We start from the raw sequence: 15,754 nt of genomic DNA on the forward strand, positions 1-15,754 counted from the left end.
CTCCCCTCGGCGGCCCCGGCTGGGCCGGCGGAGGGCAGGCTAGCGCGTCAGACCAGCACGTCCTCGGCGGCGGCCGGCTCCTCGACGTCGTCGGGCGTGGCCGCCGGCTCGAGCGTCTGGCGCAGCGGGATGGCGCGGATCGCCATGGTGGCGAGCAGCGCGACCGCGGCGAACGGCAGCCCGACGACGAAGACCTGGTGCAGGGCGTCGGCGAGGCCCTCGCGTACGGCGACGGCGATCGTCTCGGGCAGGCCGGCCAGCGCGCTCGGGTCGAGCACCGAGCCGGCGCTCAGACCGCCCTCCGGCATGGCCGACGCCGCCCCCTCCGGCAGGTGCGCGGCGATCGAGGGGCCGAGGCGCGAGGTCATCACGGTGCCGAGCACCGCGATCCCGACGGTGCCGCCTGCGCTGCGGAAGAACTGCGTGGCGGCGGTCGCGACGCCGAGGTCGGCGCGGTCGACGGCGTTCTGCACGATGAGCGTCATCGTCTGCATCGACGCGCCCAGCCCCATGCCGATGACGACCATCGCGGCGGTGAGCTCGAGGGCCGAGGACCCGTAGTGCACGCGGGTGAGCAGCCAGAACCCGGCGACGAGGACGGCGGCCCCGCCGACCGTGAAGGCCTTGTAGGTGCCGGTCTTCGTGATGAGCAGGCCGATGACGATGCCGACGAGGATCATGGCGACGCTCATCGGCATGATGATCACGCCGGAGTTCGTCGCGTTCACGCCGAGCACGCCCTGGGCGTACACGGGGATGTAGAAGATCGCACCGAACATCCCCATGGCGATCGCGAAGCCCGCGATGTTGGCCGCCGTGAAGATGCGGTTGCGGAAGAGACGCAGCGGCAGCACGGGCTCGACGGCGCGCAGCTCGATGGGCACGAACATCGCCAGGAGCGCCGCACCGGCCAGGTACAGGCCCACGACCTGCGTGGACGCCCACGGGTAGGTGGTGCCGCCCCAGGAGGTGGCCAGCAGGATCGCGACGAGCGCGCCCGTGAGCGTGAGGATGCCGGCGAGGTCCAGCGGCGCCTCGCGGCGCACGTGCGGCAGGTGCAGGTGCCGCACGATGACGACGAGCGCGGCGACGCCGAGCGGCAGCGTCGCGAAGAAGAGCCAGCGCCAGCCGAAGTGGTCGGTGGCCCATCCGCCGACCAGCGGCCCGGCGATCGACGTCAGGCCGAACACCGCGCCCATGAGGCCCTGGTACTTGCCGCGCTGGCGCGGCGGGATGATGTCGCCGATCACGGTCTGCGACAGCGCCATCAGCGCGCCCATGCCGAGGCCCTGCACGACGCGCGCGCCGACGAGCCACCAGAACGACTGCGCGAAGCCCGACAGGACGGACCCGACCATGAAGGTGACGAGCGCCGCGATGTAGAAGCCGCGCCGGCCGTAGACATCGGAGAGCTTGCCGATCACCGGCACGACGACGGCGGACGCGAGCATCGCGGCCGTGGCGAGCCAGCTGTAGTGCTCGATCCCGCCCAGCTCGGCGACGATGATCGGCATCGCGGGCGACACGATCGTCTGGCTGACGGAGGCGACGAGCATGCCCAGCATCAGGCCGACGAAGACGCGTCGCGCCTCCCGGTCGAGGCCCGGGGCGGGGACGGCGGTGGTGCTCACGTGAGCGGACTCCTTCAGGGAAGCGGTGCGCAGAGGGGGCGCGGGACGGCGGCGGCGCGGTCGCTCCATCGGGACCTTCGGCCCACGGTAGTCGAATCTTGCAGACGCTGCAATTTCTTAGGGAGTGCAACTTTGCAGTCTCTGCAAGCAGGCGGCCGTACACTGGACGCATGATCGAGGAGCGGTCAGCCGACCCGACGCCTGCCGACGCGCCGCCCACCGGCGCGGGACTGCGCGAGCGCAAGAAGCACGCGACGCGCGTCGCCCTGCGCCGGGCGGCCCTCACACTGGCCGTCGAACGGGGCCCGGAGCACGTGACGGTGGACGACATCGCCGCAGCCGCCGGCGTGTCCCCCCGCACGTTCTTCAACTACTTCGCGTCCAAGGAGGACGCGCTGGTCGGCGAGCACACCGAGCGCTTCGCGGCGTTCCGCGAGCTGCTGCTCGCCCGGCCCGACGACGAGCCGCCCCTCGTCGCCGTGGGCGCCGCCGTCGCGGAGTACCTGCGCGGGATCGAGCTGGACCGCGAGGTGTGGGCCTTGCGCCGGGGCCTCGTCGAACGTCACCCCGAGCTGCTGCCGCGCGTCCTCGGCGCGAACGCGAACGCCGAGCGGGAGCTGGCCCACGCCATCGCCGAACGCGCGGGCCTCGCGGGCGCCGGAGCCGAGGACATGTACCCGACGCTCGTCGCCGCGGTGACGATCACCGCCGTGCGCGTGGCGATGCTGCGGGCCGCGTGCACCGACACCGAGCGGGCTCCCGCCGACGTCGTCAGCGAGGCGTTCGCCGCACTCGCCGCAGGACTGCCGGCGCCCTCCCGCGGCTGACCCCCGTCAGGCGCTGAGCGCGAGGTACTGCGTCTCGAGGAACTCGCCGATGCCGTCGAAGCCGCCCTCGCGGCCGAGCCCGCTCTGCTTGACCCCGCCGAACGGCGCCGCGGGATCGCTGAGGACGCCGCGGTTGACCGCGACCATGCCGGACTCGAGCCGGCGCGCGACGGCGACGGCCTCGCGCTCCTCGCCGAACACGTACGCGACCAGCCCGTGGATGGTGTCGTTGGCCATGCGCACGGCGTCGTCGACGTCGTCGTAGCGGATCACCGGGGCGACCGGGCCGAAGACCTCCTGCTGCGTGACCGGCGAGCCGTGCCGGACGTCGGCGAGCAGGGTCGCCGGGTAGTACGCGCCACCATCCGGCACCGGGGCGCCCGGGCCGCCGGTGACGACGCGCGCGCCGTCGTCGATCGCGGCCGCCACCAGGGCGGCGACCTTGTCGCGCTCGGCGACGGAGACGAGCGCGCCGAGGTCGTGGCTCCGGTCAAGGCCGCGGCCGATGCGCAGGCCCTCCAGCTCGGCCGCGAACCGCTCGACGAACGCGTCGTGGAGCGAGGTGTGGACGTAGAGGCGGTTGGCCGCCGTGCACGCGGCGCCGCCGTTGCGCATCTTGGCCTGGAGCGCGCCGGCGACGGCCGTCTCGAGGTCCGCGCCGGGTAGGACGACGAGCGGCGCGTTGCCACCGAGCTCCATCGAGGCGCTCACGACCCGGTCGGCGCACAGGCGGAGCAGGTCGCGGCCCACCTCGGTCGAACCGGTGAACGAGAGCTTGCGCACCTCGTCGCGCGCGAGCATCGCCGCGACGGCGGGACCCGTGGGTGCCGGCGTGACGAGGTTGACGACGCCGCGCGGCACCCCGACGCGGCGCAGCACGTCCACGACGTACGCGGCGGTGAGCGGCGTCTGACGCGCGGGCTTGAGCACGACGGCGCAGCCCGCCGCGAGCGCAGGGGCGAGCTTGCGGGTGGCCATCGCCGCCGGGAAGTTCCAGGGCGTGACGAGCAGCGACACCCCGATCGGGCGGTGGTCGACGACGATCCGCTTGTCCCCCGCCGGCGCGAGCCGGTCGTCGCCCCGCACGCGCACGGCCTCCTCGGCGAACCAGCGGAAGAACTCGGTCGCGTAGGCGGCCTCGGCCGCGGCGTCCGCCCACGCCTTGCCGTTCTCGCGGACCATGATCTCGGCGAGCACGTCGGCCTCGGCCGTGAACACCTCGAACGCCGCGCGCAGCAGCTCGGAGCGCTCGCGCGGCGCCGTGGCCGCCCAGCCCGCCTGCGCCGCGGCGGCGGCGTCGACGGCGGCGAGGCAGTCGGCCTCGGTCGCCACGGCGAAGCGCGCGATCACCGAGAGGTCGGCCGGGTCGACGACGTCGAACCGGTCACCCCCCGAGCCCGCGCGCCACTCGCCATCGATGAACAGGTCCGCGATGAGGTCCATACTGCGCCAGCATGCCGAACCGCCGCGGCCTCGGCGATGTCAGAGCAGCGGACCGCCGTTGCCGACGTCGACCACACTGCCGACGGCGCGCGTACCGCTCCGGTCCGACGCGTAGCGCTGGGCGAGCACGATGCTCCCCTGCCCGGCATCGGAGGCTTCGACGAAGAGCGCGTCGTCGCGCCGACCCTCGACGGTCAGGTACCCGTCCCAAGCAACCGCGGCACGAGCTGCTCCGGAGGAACGCGCGTGGTCGCGCGCACGCGCGACGCTCTCCCCCAGCTCGCCGACGAACCGCTGCAGGGAGCGGCCGTCCGGGGACTCGACCATGCAGAACGGCACCAGAGGGCCGCCCTCGGGGACGACGGATCGGACGGCGTGCTCGAGCGCGAACGCGGCAAGCGCGCGGACCTCTGCCGACGGCTCGACGGCCCATGCCTCCAGCCTGCCCGCCGCCCACTCGACGAAGTCGGGCAGCCATCGGCGCACTCCGTCGCTCCACCGCTTCCCGACGGCGCCCGTCGGGAAGATCGTCGAGTTGTCCGTTCCGGCCACCACGGCGAGGTCTGCGCCCGCGTCGTCGACGAAGACCACCCACCGCGCACCGGCGACACGCGCACAGACGAGGTCGCCCACACCGACACCGATCGCGTTGACGAGGCGGTTCGGGTCCTCGCGTTCGGTAACCGGCGTCGCCTGCCAGGCGTCCAGGGCCTCGTCATAGAAGCGACCAAGCGCGGCCGGATCGCCCCCCACCCCGACAGGAAGTGAGGCACGCAGCTCACCGAGCCACGCGAGCTCCCCCTCGCTCAGGTCGAGGAACTGAGGAGTCGCCTGCGCCGCAGGCTCGTCAGGCTGGCCGGGGCGGCGGCGGAAGATGCCCATGCCTCCTCTTCGGTACGCACCTACCCGGCCTTGACCGATGCGCCGTCATGCCACTCGCGCAAGGAGCTCCGCGAGCAGCACCTCCGCCGGAGATGCCTCGGGCCTTCCCCGGGGCCAGGCCTTCGCCGGTCGCGGCAGCGGTGGCGCCGTCGAGCGGTACCGGTGCCCGGTCGCCGTCGTCGTGATCACGGTGTGCAGACCATCGCCCGTGACCGCCTGCGTGAACCCGCCGGCGTTCTTGGCGAGGTTGCACGCCTCGCACAGCCCCTGTCCGTTCTCGAGCTCGGTCGGTCCGTCCTGCGCGGCCGGGCGCACGTGGTCGAGGTGCCGCACGGGCGCATCGCAGTAGGGCGTCCGGCACAGGCCCTGGTCCCGGACGCGGAGCAGGTCCGCCAGCCCGTCCGCGAAGAACCGGCCAGCCGACGACGCCGCGACCAGCCGGCCGGCGGGATCCGCGTAGATCCGGCGCAGCCAGGCGGCATCGGCGTCCAGACCGCCCGCGACCATCGCCCGGGCCACCTGCGCGGGCACCGCTCCACCGGCACCCGCAGCGTCCACCACCGCAGCCGGGGCCGAGCCGGAGCCGAGCAGCGTCTCGTCCGAGATCACCAGGTTCACCATCACGGGCACCGCGTCCGCGGTCGCCTGCCCCGTGACCCGCTCGACGAGCGTGTCCGCCATCACCTGGCCGCGCGAGCGCCCGTCGCCGCCGGCAAGGTCGGCCGCGCGCCGCAGGGCGGCGTAGACGCCCACCCCCTGCGCCACCGGTAGCAGCGCCGTCACGTAGGTCATCGTGTCGGGCGCCGGCCGCACCCACACGGCGCGGTCTCCCGCCGCCCGCCGCGCACGGGCCGCCACGGCCGCCGGGTCCAGGTCGGCCGCGCGTCGCCGCACCCGCGCGACCAGGGCCTGGGTGCCGAGGCCCCCGAGCGACCGCTGGTCCGCGCACACCTCCTCGTCGATCCGCACCCGCACCTCGACCGGGAGGCACGCCGTCTCGCGCACGAGGACGGTCGCCCGCCACGGCGAGAGCACCCCTGCCCGCAGCGCGGCGAACGTGTGCGGCATCTCGGCGTGCCAGGCCTTCGCCGCGCCGAGGAAGGACCGCGCCCGCACCGGCGACTCGCGCAGCGCGAGGCCCAGGCGCACGGGCACGTCACGGCCCCGGTGCTCGGCGGGCACGCCAGCGGCGGCCTCGACCTCGCGGGCCCGGGCGTCCACCGCGAGGGCCACCGAGGCCTGGACCGCCGTCGCGACCGACTTCAGCTCCTCGAGCGCACGAAGCAGGTCGATCCGCTCGCCGTCGGCAGCAGGAATCGCGCCGGTGCGCAGCCGCCGGCACACCCGGGCGACCTCGGCGGCTTCCATGCCCACATCGTATCGAACACCTGTTCGAATCGCAACAAACCGGACACGGATCGCCACGGCCCGGCCGGTCACCCCAGCCAGGACCGCCCGACGAAGGCCTTCGTGCCGTCGGGCGGGGCGACGTCCTCGCCGGCGGCCAGGCGCCGGCACACCTCCATGAGGGCGCGGAACTCATGCCGCTCCGCACCCCGGCTGTAAGCGCTGCCGCCGTTGGGCACCCACCGCCCGCCCCAGCCGGGCCCCTGCAGGACGACGCACGGCCCGCCGACGACCTCCCGTACCGAGCCGTCGACGGCCTCCAGCAGGTCCGCCGACCCCGAGTCGCACGCGTCGCAGCCGCAGTCCGGCCACTGCGCCAGCGTGACGTCCGTCCGCGCCACCGCCAGCACCAGCACGGGCAGGGGCGCGTCGCCCGGCCGGTCGCGCCCGTCGCGCTCGAGCAGGAGCAGCGGCAGCGTCCCGGGCCGCGACGACATGACCCGCACCCCGCGGTCGAACCCGTACCGCTGACCGTGGGCGACCGTCATCGGCTCGGCGGGCAGCCGGTCGACGCGCGCACCCAGCCGGTCCCGCAGCACCTGCGCCCACACGCGTGCGCGCTCGTGCACGACGACGTGGCGCCCGGGGTCCGTCAGACGCGAGTACTCGTCGTCGTGGGGCCGGCGGTCGGGGTGCGGGTCGGCCCACGAGGGCAGGCCGAGGCGGCCGAAGCGCGCGTCGACCTCGCCCTGCAGCGCGTCGATGGTGACCACGCGCCCGACCGTACGCAGGCCCGCCCCGGGGGCGCCACGGAGTTCTTCCGCCGCCGGGCCCTGCCCTCGGCGCCGTCGGCGCCCGGCGCTCTCGGGCGTCAGCGCCCGCCCACCGCCGCCTCCAGCAGCGCCGGCTGCACCTCGCCGTCGCGCACGAGCCACTCGTCGTCGACCCGCAGGGAGCCGCGCGGCGCACCGCCCGTCCCCCGCAGGTCCTTGACGATGTCCCAGTGCAGCGCGGACTCGTTGACCCCGCCGCACTCCGGGTACGCGCGCCCCGGCGCGATGTGCACCGTGCCGAGGATCTTCTCGTCGATGAGCAGGTCGCCCGTCATCGTGGTCAGCGCCGCGTTGGTCCCGATGCCGAGCTCGCCGACGCGCCGCGAGCCCTCGTCGGTGTCGAACAGCCGCGTGACGAAGTCGACCCCCTCGCTCGCCCGCTCGGCCACGATCAGCCCGCCGGAGAACTCGAGCTCGAGGTCGCGCACGAGCACCCCGCCGAACGAGAGCGCCCCCGGGAACCGGATGACCCCCTCGATGTCGTCCTCGCGCGGGGCGGTCGCGATCTCGCCGTCGGGCCAGTTCGCGTTGCCCGAGAAGGGGATCCAGACGCGCCCCTCGACGCCGATCTCCAGGCGCGACGTCGGGTCCTCGATGACCACCCGCCGCGCGCTGCCGAGCCGGTCGCACAGGCGCTGCATCCGACCCGCCGCCTCCGACCAGTCCGCGTCGAACGACGCGACCCACTCGCGCAGCAGCTGCTCGGCGTCCAGGCCCATGGCCGACGCCCAGCGCGGCGTGGGCACGCGCACCAGAGCCCACCGCGTCCCCTGCCAGCGCATGGTCGAGACGAGCCCGCGGCCGTGCCGCAGGGCCGCGATGCGCGCGGGGTCGGCGTCGAGCACCGGGCTGGTCATCGCGCGGAACGACACGTGCACGTCGGACCACTCCATGGCCGCCGCCTCGAGCGGGGGCGCCGCCGACAGCGCCGCCTCCGGCGCCCAGCGCAGCGCGGACGTGTCGAACCGCTCGTCCGTGGCCACGACCTGCGGGACCGCGCCGCGCCGCCATGCCTCGTCCACGAACGCCGCGACGGCGTCCATCGCGGCGGTGTCGGTGACGAAGACCGACACGCGGTCGCCCTCGCCCAGCGCGACGCCGTCGGCGACGAGTCGCACGACGGTCCTCCAGTCGATGTCGGTCACGCGCCGTCTCCTCTCGTGCTCATGTCCCGCTCGCGGTTCCAGGGCGCCAGCGCCCGGTAGAGGTCCACGAACGCTCGGTGGTCGGCCCGCAGCCGTTCGGCGCTGGCGGGGTCGGGTGGCACCGAACGGTCCACCGACCACCAGCGACGCCCGTCGGCCAGCTCCACGGCGCCCGTCCCGAGCGCCGCGAGGAACGCGTCGCCGTGGGAGGCGCCGGGGGTCGCGGCGACGTCCTGGGTGAGCCCGGTCAGGGTCGAGACCGTGCTCATGACCACGGGGTTCTTGGTGGCGCCGCCGATGGCGACGACGCGGCTCACGGGGACGCCGCACCGCGCGTAGGTGCCCACGGCCTCCGCGGTGGCGTGCCCGATGCCCTCCAGCACGGCGCGCGCGATGTCCGCCGGCGTGTGCTCGAGCCCGAGCCCGACGATCGCACCCCGGCTGTGCGGGTCCTGGAACGGGGTCCGCTCGCCGGCGAAGTGCGGCAGCACCAGCACGCCGCGGGCGCCGGCCGGCGAGCCCTCGGCGAGCTCGAGCAGCCGGGCGAAGGTCACCTCGTCGCGCTCGTCGGTGATGCCGAGCGCGTCGGCGACCCACCGGGTGGCCGTGCCGGTGGTGGCCGTGCCGGCCGCGAGCACGTAGGTGCCCTCGAGGACGAACGGCGCCGCCCACAGCGACGGGTCGGTGATCGGCGTCGAGCCGACCCGGATGAAGTACCCGCTCGAGCCGTACATCGCCATGAGCGAGCCGTCGTCGACGACCCCGGCCGCCACGGCCTCGGCGGGCGCGTCGGTCGTCCCGACGATGACGGGCGTGCCCTCGGGGATCCCGGTCTCGGCGGCGGCGCGCGCGTGCACGGTCCCGGCGAGGTCGGTGGTCCAGCCGAGCCGCGGCAGGCGGTCGGCGGTGACAACGTCCTCGCAGCCGGTCACGTCCCAGCGCGCGGCCTGCAGGTCGTACAGCGGGTGGAAGTAGCCGGCGGTCGCGTGGTCGATGACCACCTCGCCGGTGAGCTTCGCCACGAGCCACGACTGGCTCGTCATGAACCAGCGTGCCCGCGACCAGACGTCGGGCTCCTCGTCGCGCAGCCAGGCGATCTTCGGCCCCGCCGACTGGCTGGTCAGCGCGTTGCCGCAGCGCCGCTGGATCTCCTGCTCCCCGAGCGCGCCGACGAGCGCGTCGATCTGGCGCGCGGCCCGCGTGTCGACGCCGTAGAGGATGGCCGGCCGCAGGGGCGTCAGCTCCTCGTCGGTCGCCACCACGCACGGGCCGATGGCGCTGAGCCCCACCCCGCGCAGGTCGCGCGCGGCCGGGTGCGCCATCAGCTCGCGGGCGATGACGACGACGTCGGCCCACCAGTCGAGCTCGGGGTCCTGCTCCACGTGTCCCGGCCGCGGCGTCGAGATCTGATGTCGACGCCGCGACTGCGCCAGGACGGTGCCCTCGGCGTCGACGAGGACGCCCTTCGACTCGAAGGTGCCCACGTCGACGCCGAGGAAGGTCATGCCCGGACGCCCCGAACCACGCTCATCAGGTCGGCGACGCGCGCCGCCTCGACGTCGTTCTCGAACTTGCCGTCCTTCTTGAACCACGTGCCCACGATCGCAGCGTCCGCGTACTGCAGGCTCTCCGCGACCGTGTCGGGGCGCACGCCCGTGTTGACGAACACCGGCACGGCGCCCGCGTTCTCCTTGACCACCTTGAGGGTGGAGGTGTCCGTCGCGGCACCGGCCGTCAGGCCCGAGACGCACAGGCCGTCGGGCGCGCCGTTGAAGACCGTGGAGCGGGTCATCTGCGCGAGCTCGCGACCGCCCAGGTAGGCCGCGGCCTCGGGGACGATGTTGTAGAGCAGGCGGACGCCGGAGGCACCCATCCGCGCACGGTGCCGCGCCGCGCGGCCGACGTCGGTGTTCCACATGCCGAAGTCCGACGCGTACACGCCGGTGAACACCTCGCGGACGAAGGAGGCGCCCGTCGCGACGGCCAGGTCGATCGAGGCCACGCCGTCCCAGAGCACGTTCACGCCGAACGGCACGGACAGCTCCGAGCGGAGCTCGCCGATGACGCGGGCCATGGTGACCGCGGTCACCGGCTCCGTGTTCGTGAGGTAGGGGAGGCTGAACTCGTTCGAGATCAGGATGCCGTCGACCCCACCCTCCTGGAGGGCGGTGATCTCTCGACGTCCGTGCTCGAGCACGGCGGTCATGCCGCCCGCCGCGTCGTAGCCGGGGTCACCCGGCAGCGCGGGCAGGTGGCACATGCCGATGATCGGCTTCTTGACGTCGAAGACCTCGTCGAGCCAGGTGTTCATTGCAGTTGTCCGTTCGTTGTGATGGTTGGGGCTAGTGGGGGCGGGCGGACACGACCGCCCATGCCTCGAGGAAGCGCCAGAACGCCGTCGCGCCCGGGTCCGGGAGGCCGATGCTGCGCTCCTGGAGCCAGGAGGCGCGGCCACGGCGGGACTGCAGCTCGGTGGTCTCGCGCACCGCGCGCGCCGCGGCGTCGCAGGCGGACGTCATCCCCTCGGCCGGGTCGCCGGCCGAGGCGAGGGCGTCTGCCGCGGCGACGATGCCGTCGAGGATGGTCTTGTCGCCGACCTCGGTCTTGCCGCGGTGCGCGATGCTGGCCGCCGCGGCGGCGACGAACGCCGACGCCTCGGGCAGCCCGATCTCGTCCTTGCCCTCCCACGTCCGGGAACCGGACAGCAGGGCGCCGGCGACGAGCGCCGCCATCGTCGACGGGTTGGCGTTCGCGAAGGCCTTGGCGGCGGTCCGCGCGATCTCGGTCGGGGTCGCGGCGTCGCCGAGCTGCTCGAGCTCGGTGATCACCGCCCGCGAGCCGGCCGTGACCGTGATGCCGAGGTCGCCGTCGCCGAGCGCCTGGTCGAGGTCGCGCAGCTCGTCCGCGGACTCGATCAGGAGGGCCAGGCTCGCCCGGATGTGCTGGTTGAGCTCGATGCCGCGCACGTCTCAGCCCTCCCGGAAGAACGGCGAACGGGCCGGGGCCTCGAGGAGCTCCAGGCGGGCGTCGTCGAGCTCGAGCAGCGAGATCGACGCGCCGGCCATCTCGAGGCTCGTGGCGTACTCCCCGACGTACTTCTTGACGATCTCGATCCCGCGGTCCGCGAGGAACCGGTGCGTGCGGCGGTAGAGGACGTACAGCTCCTCCAGCGGCGTGGCACCGAGGCCGTTGACGAGCACCGCCACGCGCGAGCCCTCGCCGAGCCCGAGGTCGTCCACGAGGGCCGACGTGAGGTGGTCGGCGATCTCGTCCGCCGTCTCGAGCGGACCGCGCCGCGAGCCCGGCTCGCCGTGGATCCCGATGCCGATCTCCATCTCGCCGTCGGGCAGCTCGAACGAGGGCTTGCCCGTGGTCGGCATGATGGTCGGCGCGAGCCCGATGCCGATCGTCGCCGTGTGCTCGACGACGTCCTCGGTGACCGCCACGACCTGCTCGAGCGAGTCGCCGCGCTCGGCGGCCGCGCCCGCGGCCTTGTACGCGAAGAGGATGCCCGCGACGCCGCGCCGGTCGTGCTTGCGCTCGCGCGGCTGGCTCGCCACGTCGTCGCGGCCGAGCACGGTCGCCGTCGGGATGCCCTCGAGCTCGGCCAGGTCGCACGCGAGGTCGAAGTTGAAGACGTCGCCGCCGTAGTTGCCGTACAGGTAGAGGACGCCCGCGCCGCCGTCGACGGCCTTGGTCGCCTGCAGGATCTGGTCCGAGCTCGGCGAGCTGAAGACGTTCCCGATGGCGACGCCGGAGCACAGCCCGGCCCCGACGTACCCCTTGAACAGGGGCAGATGGCCGGAGCCACCGCCCGTGACGATGCCCACCTTGCCGGCGAGCGGCGCGTCCGCGCGCACCATCACCCGCAGGTCGTCGCCGGGTGTCCGGACGAGGTCCGGGTGGGCCAGGAGGATGCCCTCGACGAACTCGTCGACGAAGTCCTCGGGCGCGTTGATGATCTTCTTCATGATCGGTCCGTCCGTTCCGTCGGATCAGTGGGTGGGAGCGCTCGTGGCCGGTTCCGGGGCGGCCGTCCCCGACATCGCGCGACGCCCGCGTCGGCGCCGGAACTTCACCTGGTCGAGCACCATGACGCCGACGAGGATCACGCCCTGCGCGATGGCGTACTCGTAGGCGGACAGCCGGAGCGCGGTGAAGCCGCTGGAGACCACCTGGAGGGTGACGGCGGCGAGGAGCACGCCGAGCACCGTCGCGGAGCCGCCGTTCGGGTTCGTGCCGCCGAGCACCACGATCACGATGACCAGGAGCACGTAGCTCGAGCCGTAGTCGGCGCTCGCGGACGGGTTCCGGGCGAGGAACATGAGCCCGGCGACCCCGGCCAGCAGGCCGCTGGTGACGTACGTCGTCATGAGCGTGGCGCGCTTGCTGATGCCGGAGTACGTGCTCGCCACGGGGTTGGCCCCCTGGAGCTGCACCTTGCGACCGATCGGCGTGCGGTTCACGAGCACGGCCACGAGCGCGGCCGCGACGAGCAGCACCAGCGCGAGCACCGGTACCCCGGCGACGGCCGTCGACCCGAGCGAGCGGAGCGCCGCCGGCGCACCGGAGATCGTCACGCCACCGGTCCACACGAGCGCGAGCCCGTTGAAGACCTGCATCGTGCCGAGCGTCGCCAGGATCGGCGTGATGCCCACCATGCTGATGAGCACGCCGTTGACCGCACCGAGGAGCGCTCCGACGGCGAGCCCGGCGAGCAGCACCAGCGGCGTCATCGAGGCCGCCGCGTCCGCGCCCTGCGTCGTCGCGAAGTGCGTGTAGATCGAGGAGACGGTGATGGCGGCGCCGTTGGCGATGGAGACCACCGACAGGTCGATGCCGCCCGTGAGCATCGCGAGCATGAGGGCGAGCGCGAGCACGCCGATCTCGGGCGCGGCGATGCCGATGTTCTGCAGGTTGACGCTGTTGAGGAAGATCTCCGGCCGCAGGACCGCGAAGAACCCGAACGTCACGACGAGCAGCAGGGCCATCCGGCCCACGCCGTGGGCGACGTGGATGCGGTCGATCGCCGCGGAGAAGGCGTTGTCCACGCGGCCGTTCATCTCGGACAGCGCGCCACGGGTGCCGTTCACGCCGCCACCTCCTTCTGGACCGCGACGGGTCGGCTCCGGCCGCGCGTGGCGGCGAAGGCCTGGATGCTGACGCCCAGCAGGAGGAGCACGCCGACAGCAGCTCGCTGCCAGGTGCTCGGGATGCCGACGAGCACGAGGTTGTTGTTGATGAGCTGCACGAGCACGACGCCGAGCACCGTGCCGCCGACGGACCCGCGCCCGCCGAAGATCGACGCGCCGCCCAGGACGACCGCGGCGATGATGTCGAGCTCCGTGCCGACGAGGCTCTGGGGGTTGGCGTTCTTGCCGAGGATGACGTAGACGACGCCGCCGAACGCCGCGAGGGCACCGACGAGCATGTAGAGCCAGACCTGCGTGCGCACCACGCGGATGCCCACGCGCCGGGCGGCCTCGGTGTCGCCGCCGATGGCGTAGATGCTGCGCCCGAAGACGGTCCACTTCAGCATGGCCGCGACGAGCAGCACGATCACGACGACCGGGACGATCAGGAAGTGCAGGTACCCGCCACCGGCGACGTCGACGAGGTGCCGGTCGGAGGCCTCGGTGATCGCCGAGGGCAGGTCGCCCGCGGAGATGTAGGCCGAGCCGATGTAGGCGATGAGGACGCCCTTGAAGATCCCCTGCGTGCCGAGCGTCACGATCAGCGTCGGGAGCCGGAACCTCGCGATGACGACGCCGTTGAGCATGCCCAGGCCGGCGCCGATGAGCATCGCCACGGCGAAGATCACCAGGGCCGTCCCACCCGAGCCGTCCATGAAGAGCGTGACGGTGGTGTAGGCCGCGAAGATCGCGATGGCGGGGAACGAGACGTCGACGCCGCCCGAGATGAGCACGAGCAGCACGCCGAGCGCGAAGATCAGCGGCACCATCGAGCTGCGGACGAGGGCGAAGAACGTGCCCGCGGTGAAGAAGGCCGGGCTGGCCAGCGACATCGCGATGACGACGAGCACGATGACCGCGAGCAGCAGACCCTCGTTGTTGGGGCCGCGCAGACGGGCGAGCCGGGCGGTCATGCTGCCATCCTTCGCTGGATCTCGTCGGCATCGATGTCGTCGCCCGCGAGCTCGGCGACGACGTGGCCGTCGTGGATGATGAGGATCCGGTGGCAGCAGCTGACCAGCTCGGGGATGTCGTCCGAGATGACGACGATGCCCATGCCGGCCGCGGCCTGCTCCCGCAGGATCGTGACGATCTCCTCCTTCGAGCCCACGTCGACCCCGACGGTGGGGCCGTTGAGCAGGAGGATCGCGGGCTTGCGGTCGAGCCACTTGGCGAGGACGACGCGCTGCGCGTTGCCGCCCGACAGGCTCCGGACGACGGCCGAGGAGTTCGGGGCCTGGATGCGCAGGCGACCGAAGAGGTCCGCGATGGACCGCCGGATCCGCCGCCTGTCGAGCAGGCCGAACCGCGTGCGGTAGGCGTCGAGCGAGGCCGCGACCATGTTCTCGGCGATCGGGATGTCGAGGAACAGGCCCTGCGTGAGCCGGTCCTCGGGCACGTAGCCGATGCCCGCGTCGACGGCGTCGTGGATGGACGCGATCCGTCGGGGCTTGCCCTGGACGAGGATCCGGCCGGAGTCGGCCGGGTTGATGCCGAACACCGCCTCGGCGATCTCGGAGCGGCCCGAGCCGAGGAGCCCGGTGATGCCGAGGATCTCGCCGGCGCGGAGCGCGAAGGACACGTCGTCGAACCCGCCGGCCCGGCTGAGGTGCTCGACCTCGAGCAGCTGCGGGGCGTCGGGGGCGACGTCGTTGACCAGCCGGGTCTCGCTCACGTCGCGGCCGGTCATCGCCTTCGACACGGCGCGCCGGGTGTAGCCCGACGCGTCGCCCGACTCGACCACGCGGCCGTTGCGCAGGACGGTCAGCCGCTGGGAGATGGCGAGCACCTCGTCGAGCTTGTGGCTGACGAACACGATCGCGACGCCGCGCTGCTGCAGCCGGCGCACGATGACGAAGAGCCGCTGGACCTCGCTGTAGGTCAGCGCCGTCGTCGGCTCGTCCATGATGAGGACCTTCGCGTCGTTGACGAGCGCGCGGCAGATCGCGATGAGCTGGCGGTCGGCGACGGACAGCCGCTCCACCTCGGCGTCGAGGTCGAGGGACAGTCCCAGGTCGTCGACGACGCGCTGGGCGGCGGCGCGGATGCGCGACCGCGACGAGAGGACGCGGCGCTCGGCGAGCTCGCTCAGCATCGCGATGTTCTCGGCGGCGGAGAGGTTCGGGAAGAGGGAGAAGTCCTGGTAGATCACCTGGACGCCGCTGCGGATGGCCTCGTTGGGGGTGAGGTGCCCGTGCGTCGTGCCGTCGATGGTGATCGCACCGCTGTCGGCGCGCTCGACGCCGCTGATGATCTTGATGAGGGTCGACTTGCCGCTGCCGTTCTCACCGGCGAGGCAGTGCACCTCGCCCGGCGCGAGCGACAGGGAGACCCCGTCCAGCGCGTGCACACCGCCGTACGTCTTGACGATGTCGCGGACCTCGAGGACTGGTGTGGCAGTCACGGTCATGGGTTCCACCTGCATCCCTTGGCGCCCCCGCCTCCCGGGTGGGC

General features: G+C 73.3%; 14 protein-coding genes. 1 reads left to right on the forward strand and 13 read right to left on the reverse strand.

Translation table 11 applies throughout. The features are described from left to right. Positions 1-47: 47 nt before the first annotated feature. Positions 48-1,700: an MDR family MFS transporter gene (locus AFE02nite_RS07730; RefSeq protein WP_052113627.1), complete on the reverse strand. Its 1,653-nt coding sequence runs from the start codon at positions 1,698-1,700 to the stop codon at positions 48-50. Positions 1,701-1,801: 101 nt separating this feature from the next. Between AFE02nite_RS07730 and AFE02nite_RS07735 the strand changes: the two genes are divergently transcribed. Then, complete coding sequence (locus AFE02nite_RS07735) at positions 1,802-2,458, forward strand: TetR/AcrR family transcriptional regulator (RefSeq protein WP_052113626.1); 657 nt, start codon at positions 1,802-1,804, stop codon at positions 2,456-2,458. Between the two features lie 6 nt (positions 2,459-2,464). On the opposite strand, the gene AFE02nite_RS07740 is transcribed toward AFE02nite_RS07735, so the two are convergent. The 12 genes from AFE02nite_RS07740 to AFE02nite_RS07795 form a co-directional block, all read right to left on the reverse strand. Then, positions 2,465-3,901 carry an aldehyde dehydrogenase family protein gene (locus tag AFE02nite_RS07740; RefSeq protein WP_034245597.1) on the reverse strand — a complete coding sequence of 479 codons (1,437 nt, stop codon included), beginning with the start codon at positions 3,899-3,901 and terminating at the stop codon, positions 2,465-2,467. A 39-nt stretch (positions 3,902-3,940) separates the two neighbouring features. Beyond that, the gene (locus tag AFE02nite_RS07745) at positions 3,941-4,783 is read right to left on the reverse strand and encodes a DUF3806 domain-containing protein (RefSeq protein WP_034245595.1); all 843 of its coding nucleotides are present in this window, start codon (positions 4,781-4,783) and stop codon (positions 3,941-3,943) included. Positions 4,784-4,828: 45 nt separating this feature from the next. Next, positions 4,829-6,151 carry an HNH endonuclease gene (locus AFE02nite_RS07750; protein ID WP_146819395.1) on the reverse strand — a complete coding sequence of 441 codons (1,323 nt, stop codon included), beginning with the start codon at positions 6,149-6,151 and terminating at the stop codon, positions 4,829-4,831. Between the two features lie 68 nt (positions 6,152-6,219). After that, the gene (locus AFE02nite_RS07755; protein WP_034245192.1) at positions 6,220-6,903 is read right to left on the reverse strand and encodes a DUF6226 family protein; all 684 of its coding nucleotides are present in this window, start codon (positions 6,901-6,903) and stop codon (positions 6,220-6,222) included. A 98-nt stretch (positions 6,904-7,001) separates the two neighbouring features. Further along, positions 7,002-8,108, reverse strand: coding sequence for an aminopeptidase (locus AFE02nite_RS07760; RefSeq protein WP_052113587.1), 1,107 nt, complete (start codon positions 8,106-8,108; stop codon positions 7,002-7,004). Continuing rightward, complete coding sequence (locus AFE02nite_RS07765; protein WP_034245195.1) at positions 8,105-9,613, reverse strand: FGGY-family carbohydrate kinase; 1,509 nt, start codon at positions 9,611-9,613, stop codon at positions 8,105-8,107. The genes AFE02nite_RS07760 and AFE02nite_RS07765 overlap by 4 nt, the downstream gene beginning before the upstream one ends. Then, positions 9,610-10,419, reverse strand: a complete 810-nt coding sequence (locus AFE02nite_RS07770) for a BtpA/SgcQ family protein (protein ID WP_034245198.1) — start codon at positions 10,417-10,419, stop codon at positions 9,610-9,612. Before AFE02nite_RS07770 ends, AFE02nite_RS07765 begins: the two co-directional genes overlap by 4 nt. Positions 10,420-10,450: 31 nt before the next feature. Beyond that, on the reverse strand, positions 10,451-11,074 hold the full coding sequence (locus tag AFE02nite_RS07775) for a DAK2 domain-containing protein (RefSeq protein ID WP_034245201.1): 624 nt from the start codon (positions 11,072-11,074) through the stop codon (positions 10,451-10,453). 3 nt (positions 11,075-11,077) lie between these two features. Further along, the gene (locus tag AFE02nite_RS07780) at positions 11,078-12,079 is read right to left on the reverse strand and encodes a dihydroxyacetone kinase subunit DhaK (protein WP_034245204.1); all 1,002 of its coding nucleotides are present in this window, start codon (positions 12,077-12,079) and stop codon (positions 11,078-11,080) included. Positions 12,080-12,103: 24 nt separating this feature from the next. Further along, entirely contained in the window at positions 12,104-13,201 is a 1,098-nt protein-coding gene (locus tag AFE02nite_RS07785; RefSeq protein ID WP_261765534.1) for an ABC transporter permease, read from the reverse strand. Further along, entirely contained in the window at positions 13,198-14,214 is a 1,017-nt protein-coding gene (locus tag AFE02nite_RS07790; RefSeq protein WP_034245207.1) for an ABC transporter permease, read from the reverse strand. Before AFE02nite_RS07790 ends, AFE02nite_RS07785 begins: the two co-directional genes overlap by 4 nt. Further along, a complete protein-coding gene (locus AFE02nite_RS07795; RefSeq protein ID WP_034245210.1) occupies positions 14,211-15,710 on the reverse strand; it encodes a sugar ABC transporter ATP-binding protein in 1,500 nt (499 codons plus the stop codon). The genes AFE02nite_RS07790 and AFE02nite_RS07795 overlap by 4 nt, the downstream gene beginning before the upstream one ends. Between the last annotated feature and the right edge of the window lie 44 nt (positions 15,711-15,754).

This window comes from Actinotalea fermentans, from assembly GCF_007991475.1.
GTDB lineage: Bacteria > Actinomycetota > Actinomycetes > Actinomycetales > Cellulomonadaceae > Actinotalea > Actinotalea fermentans.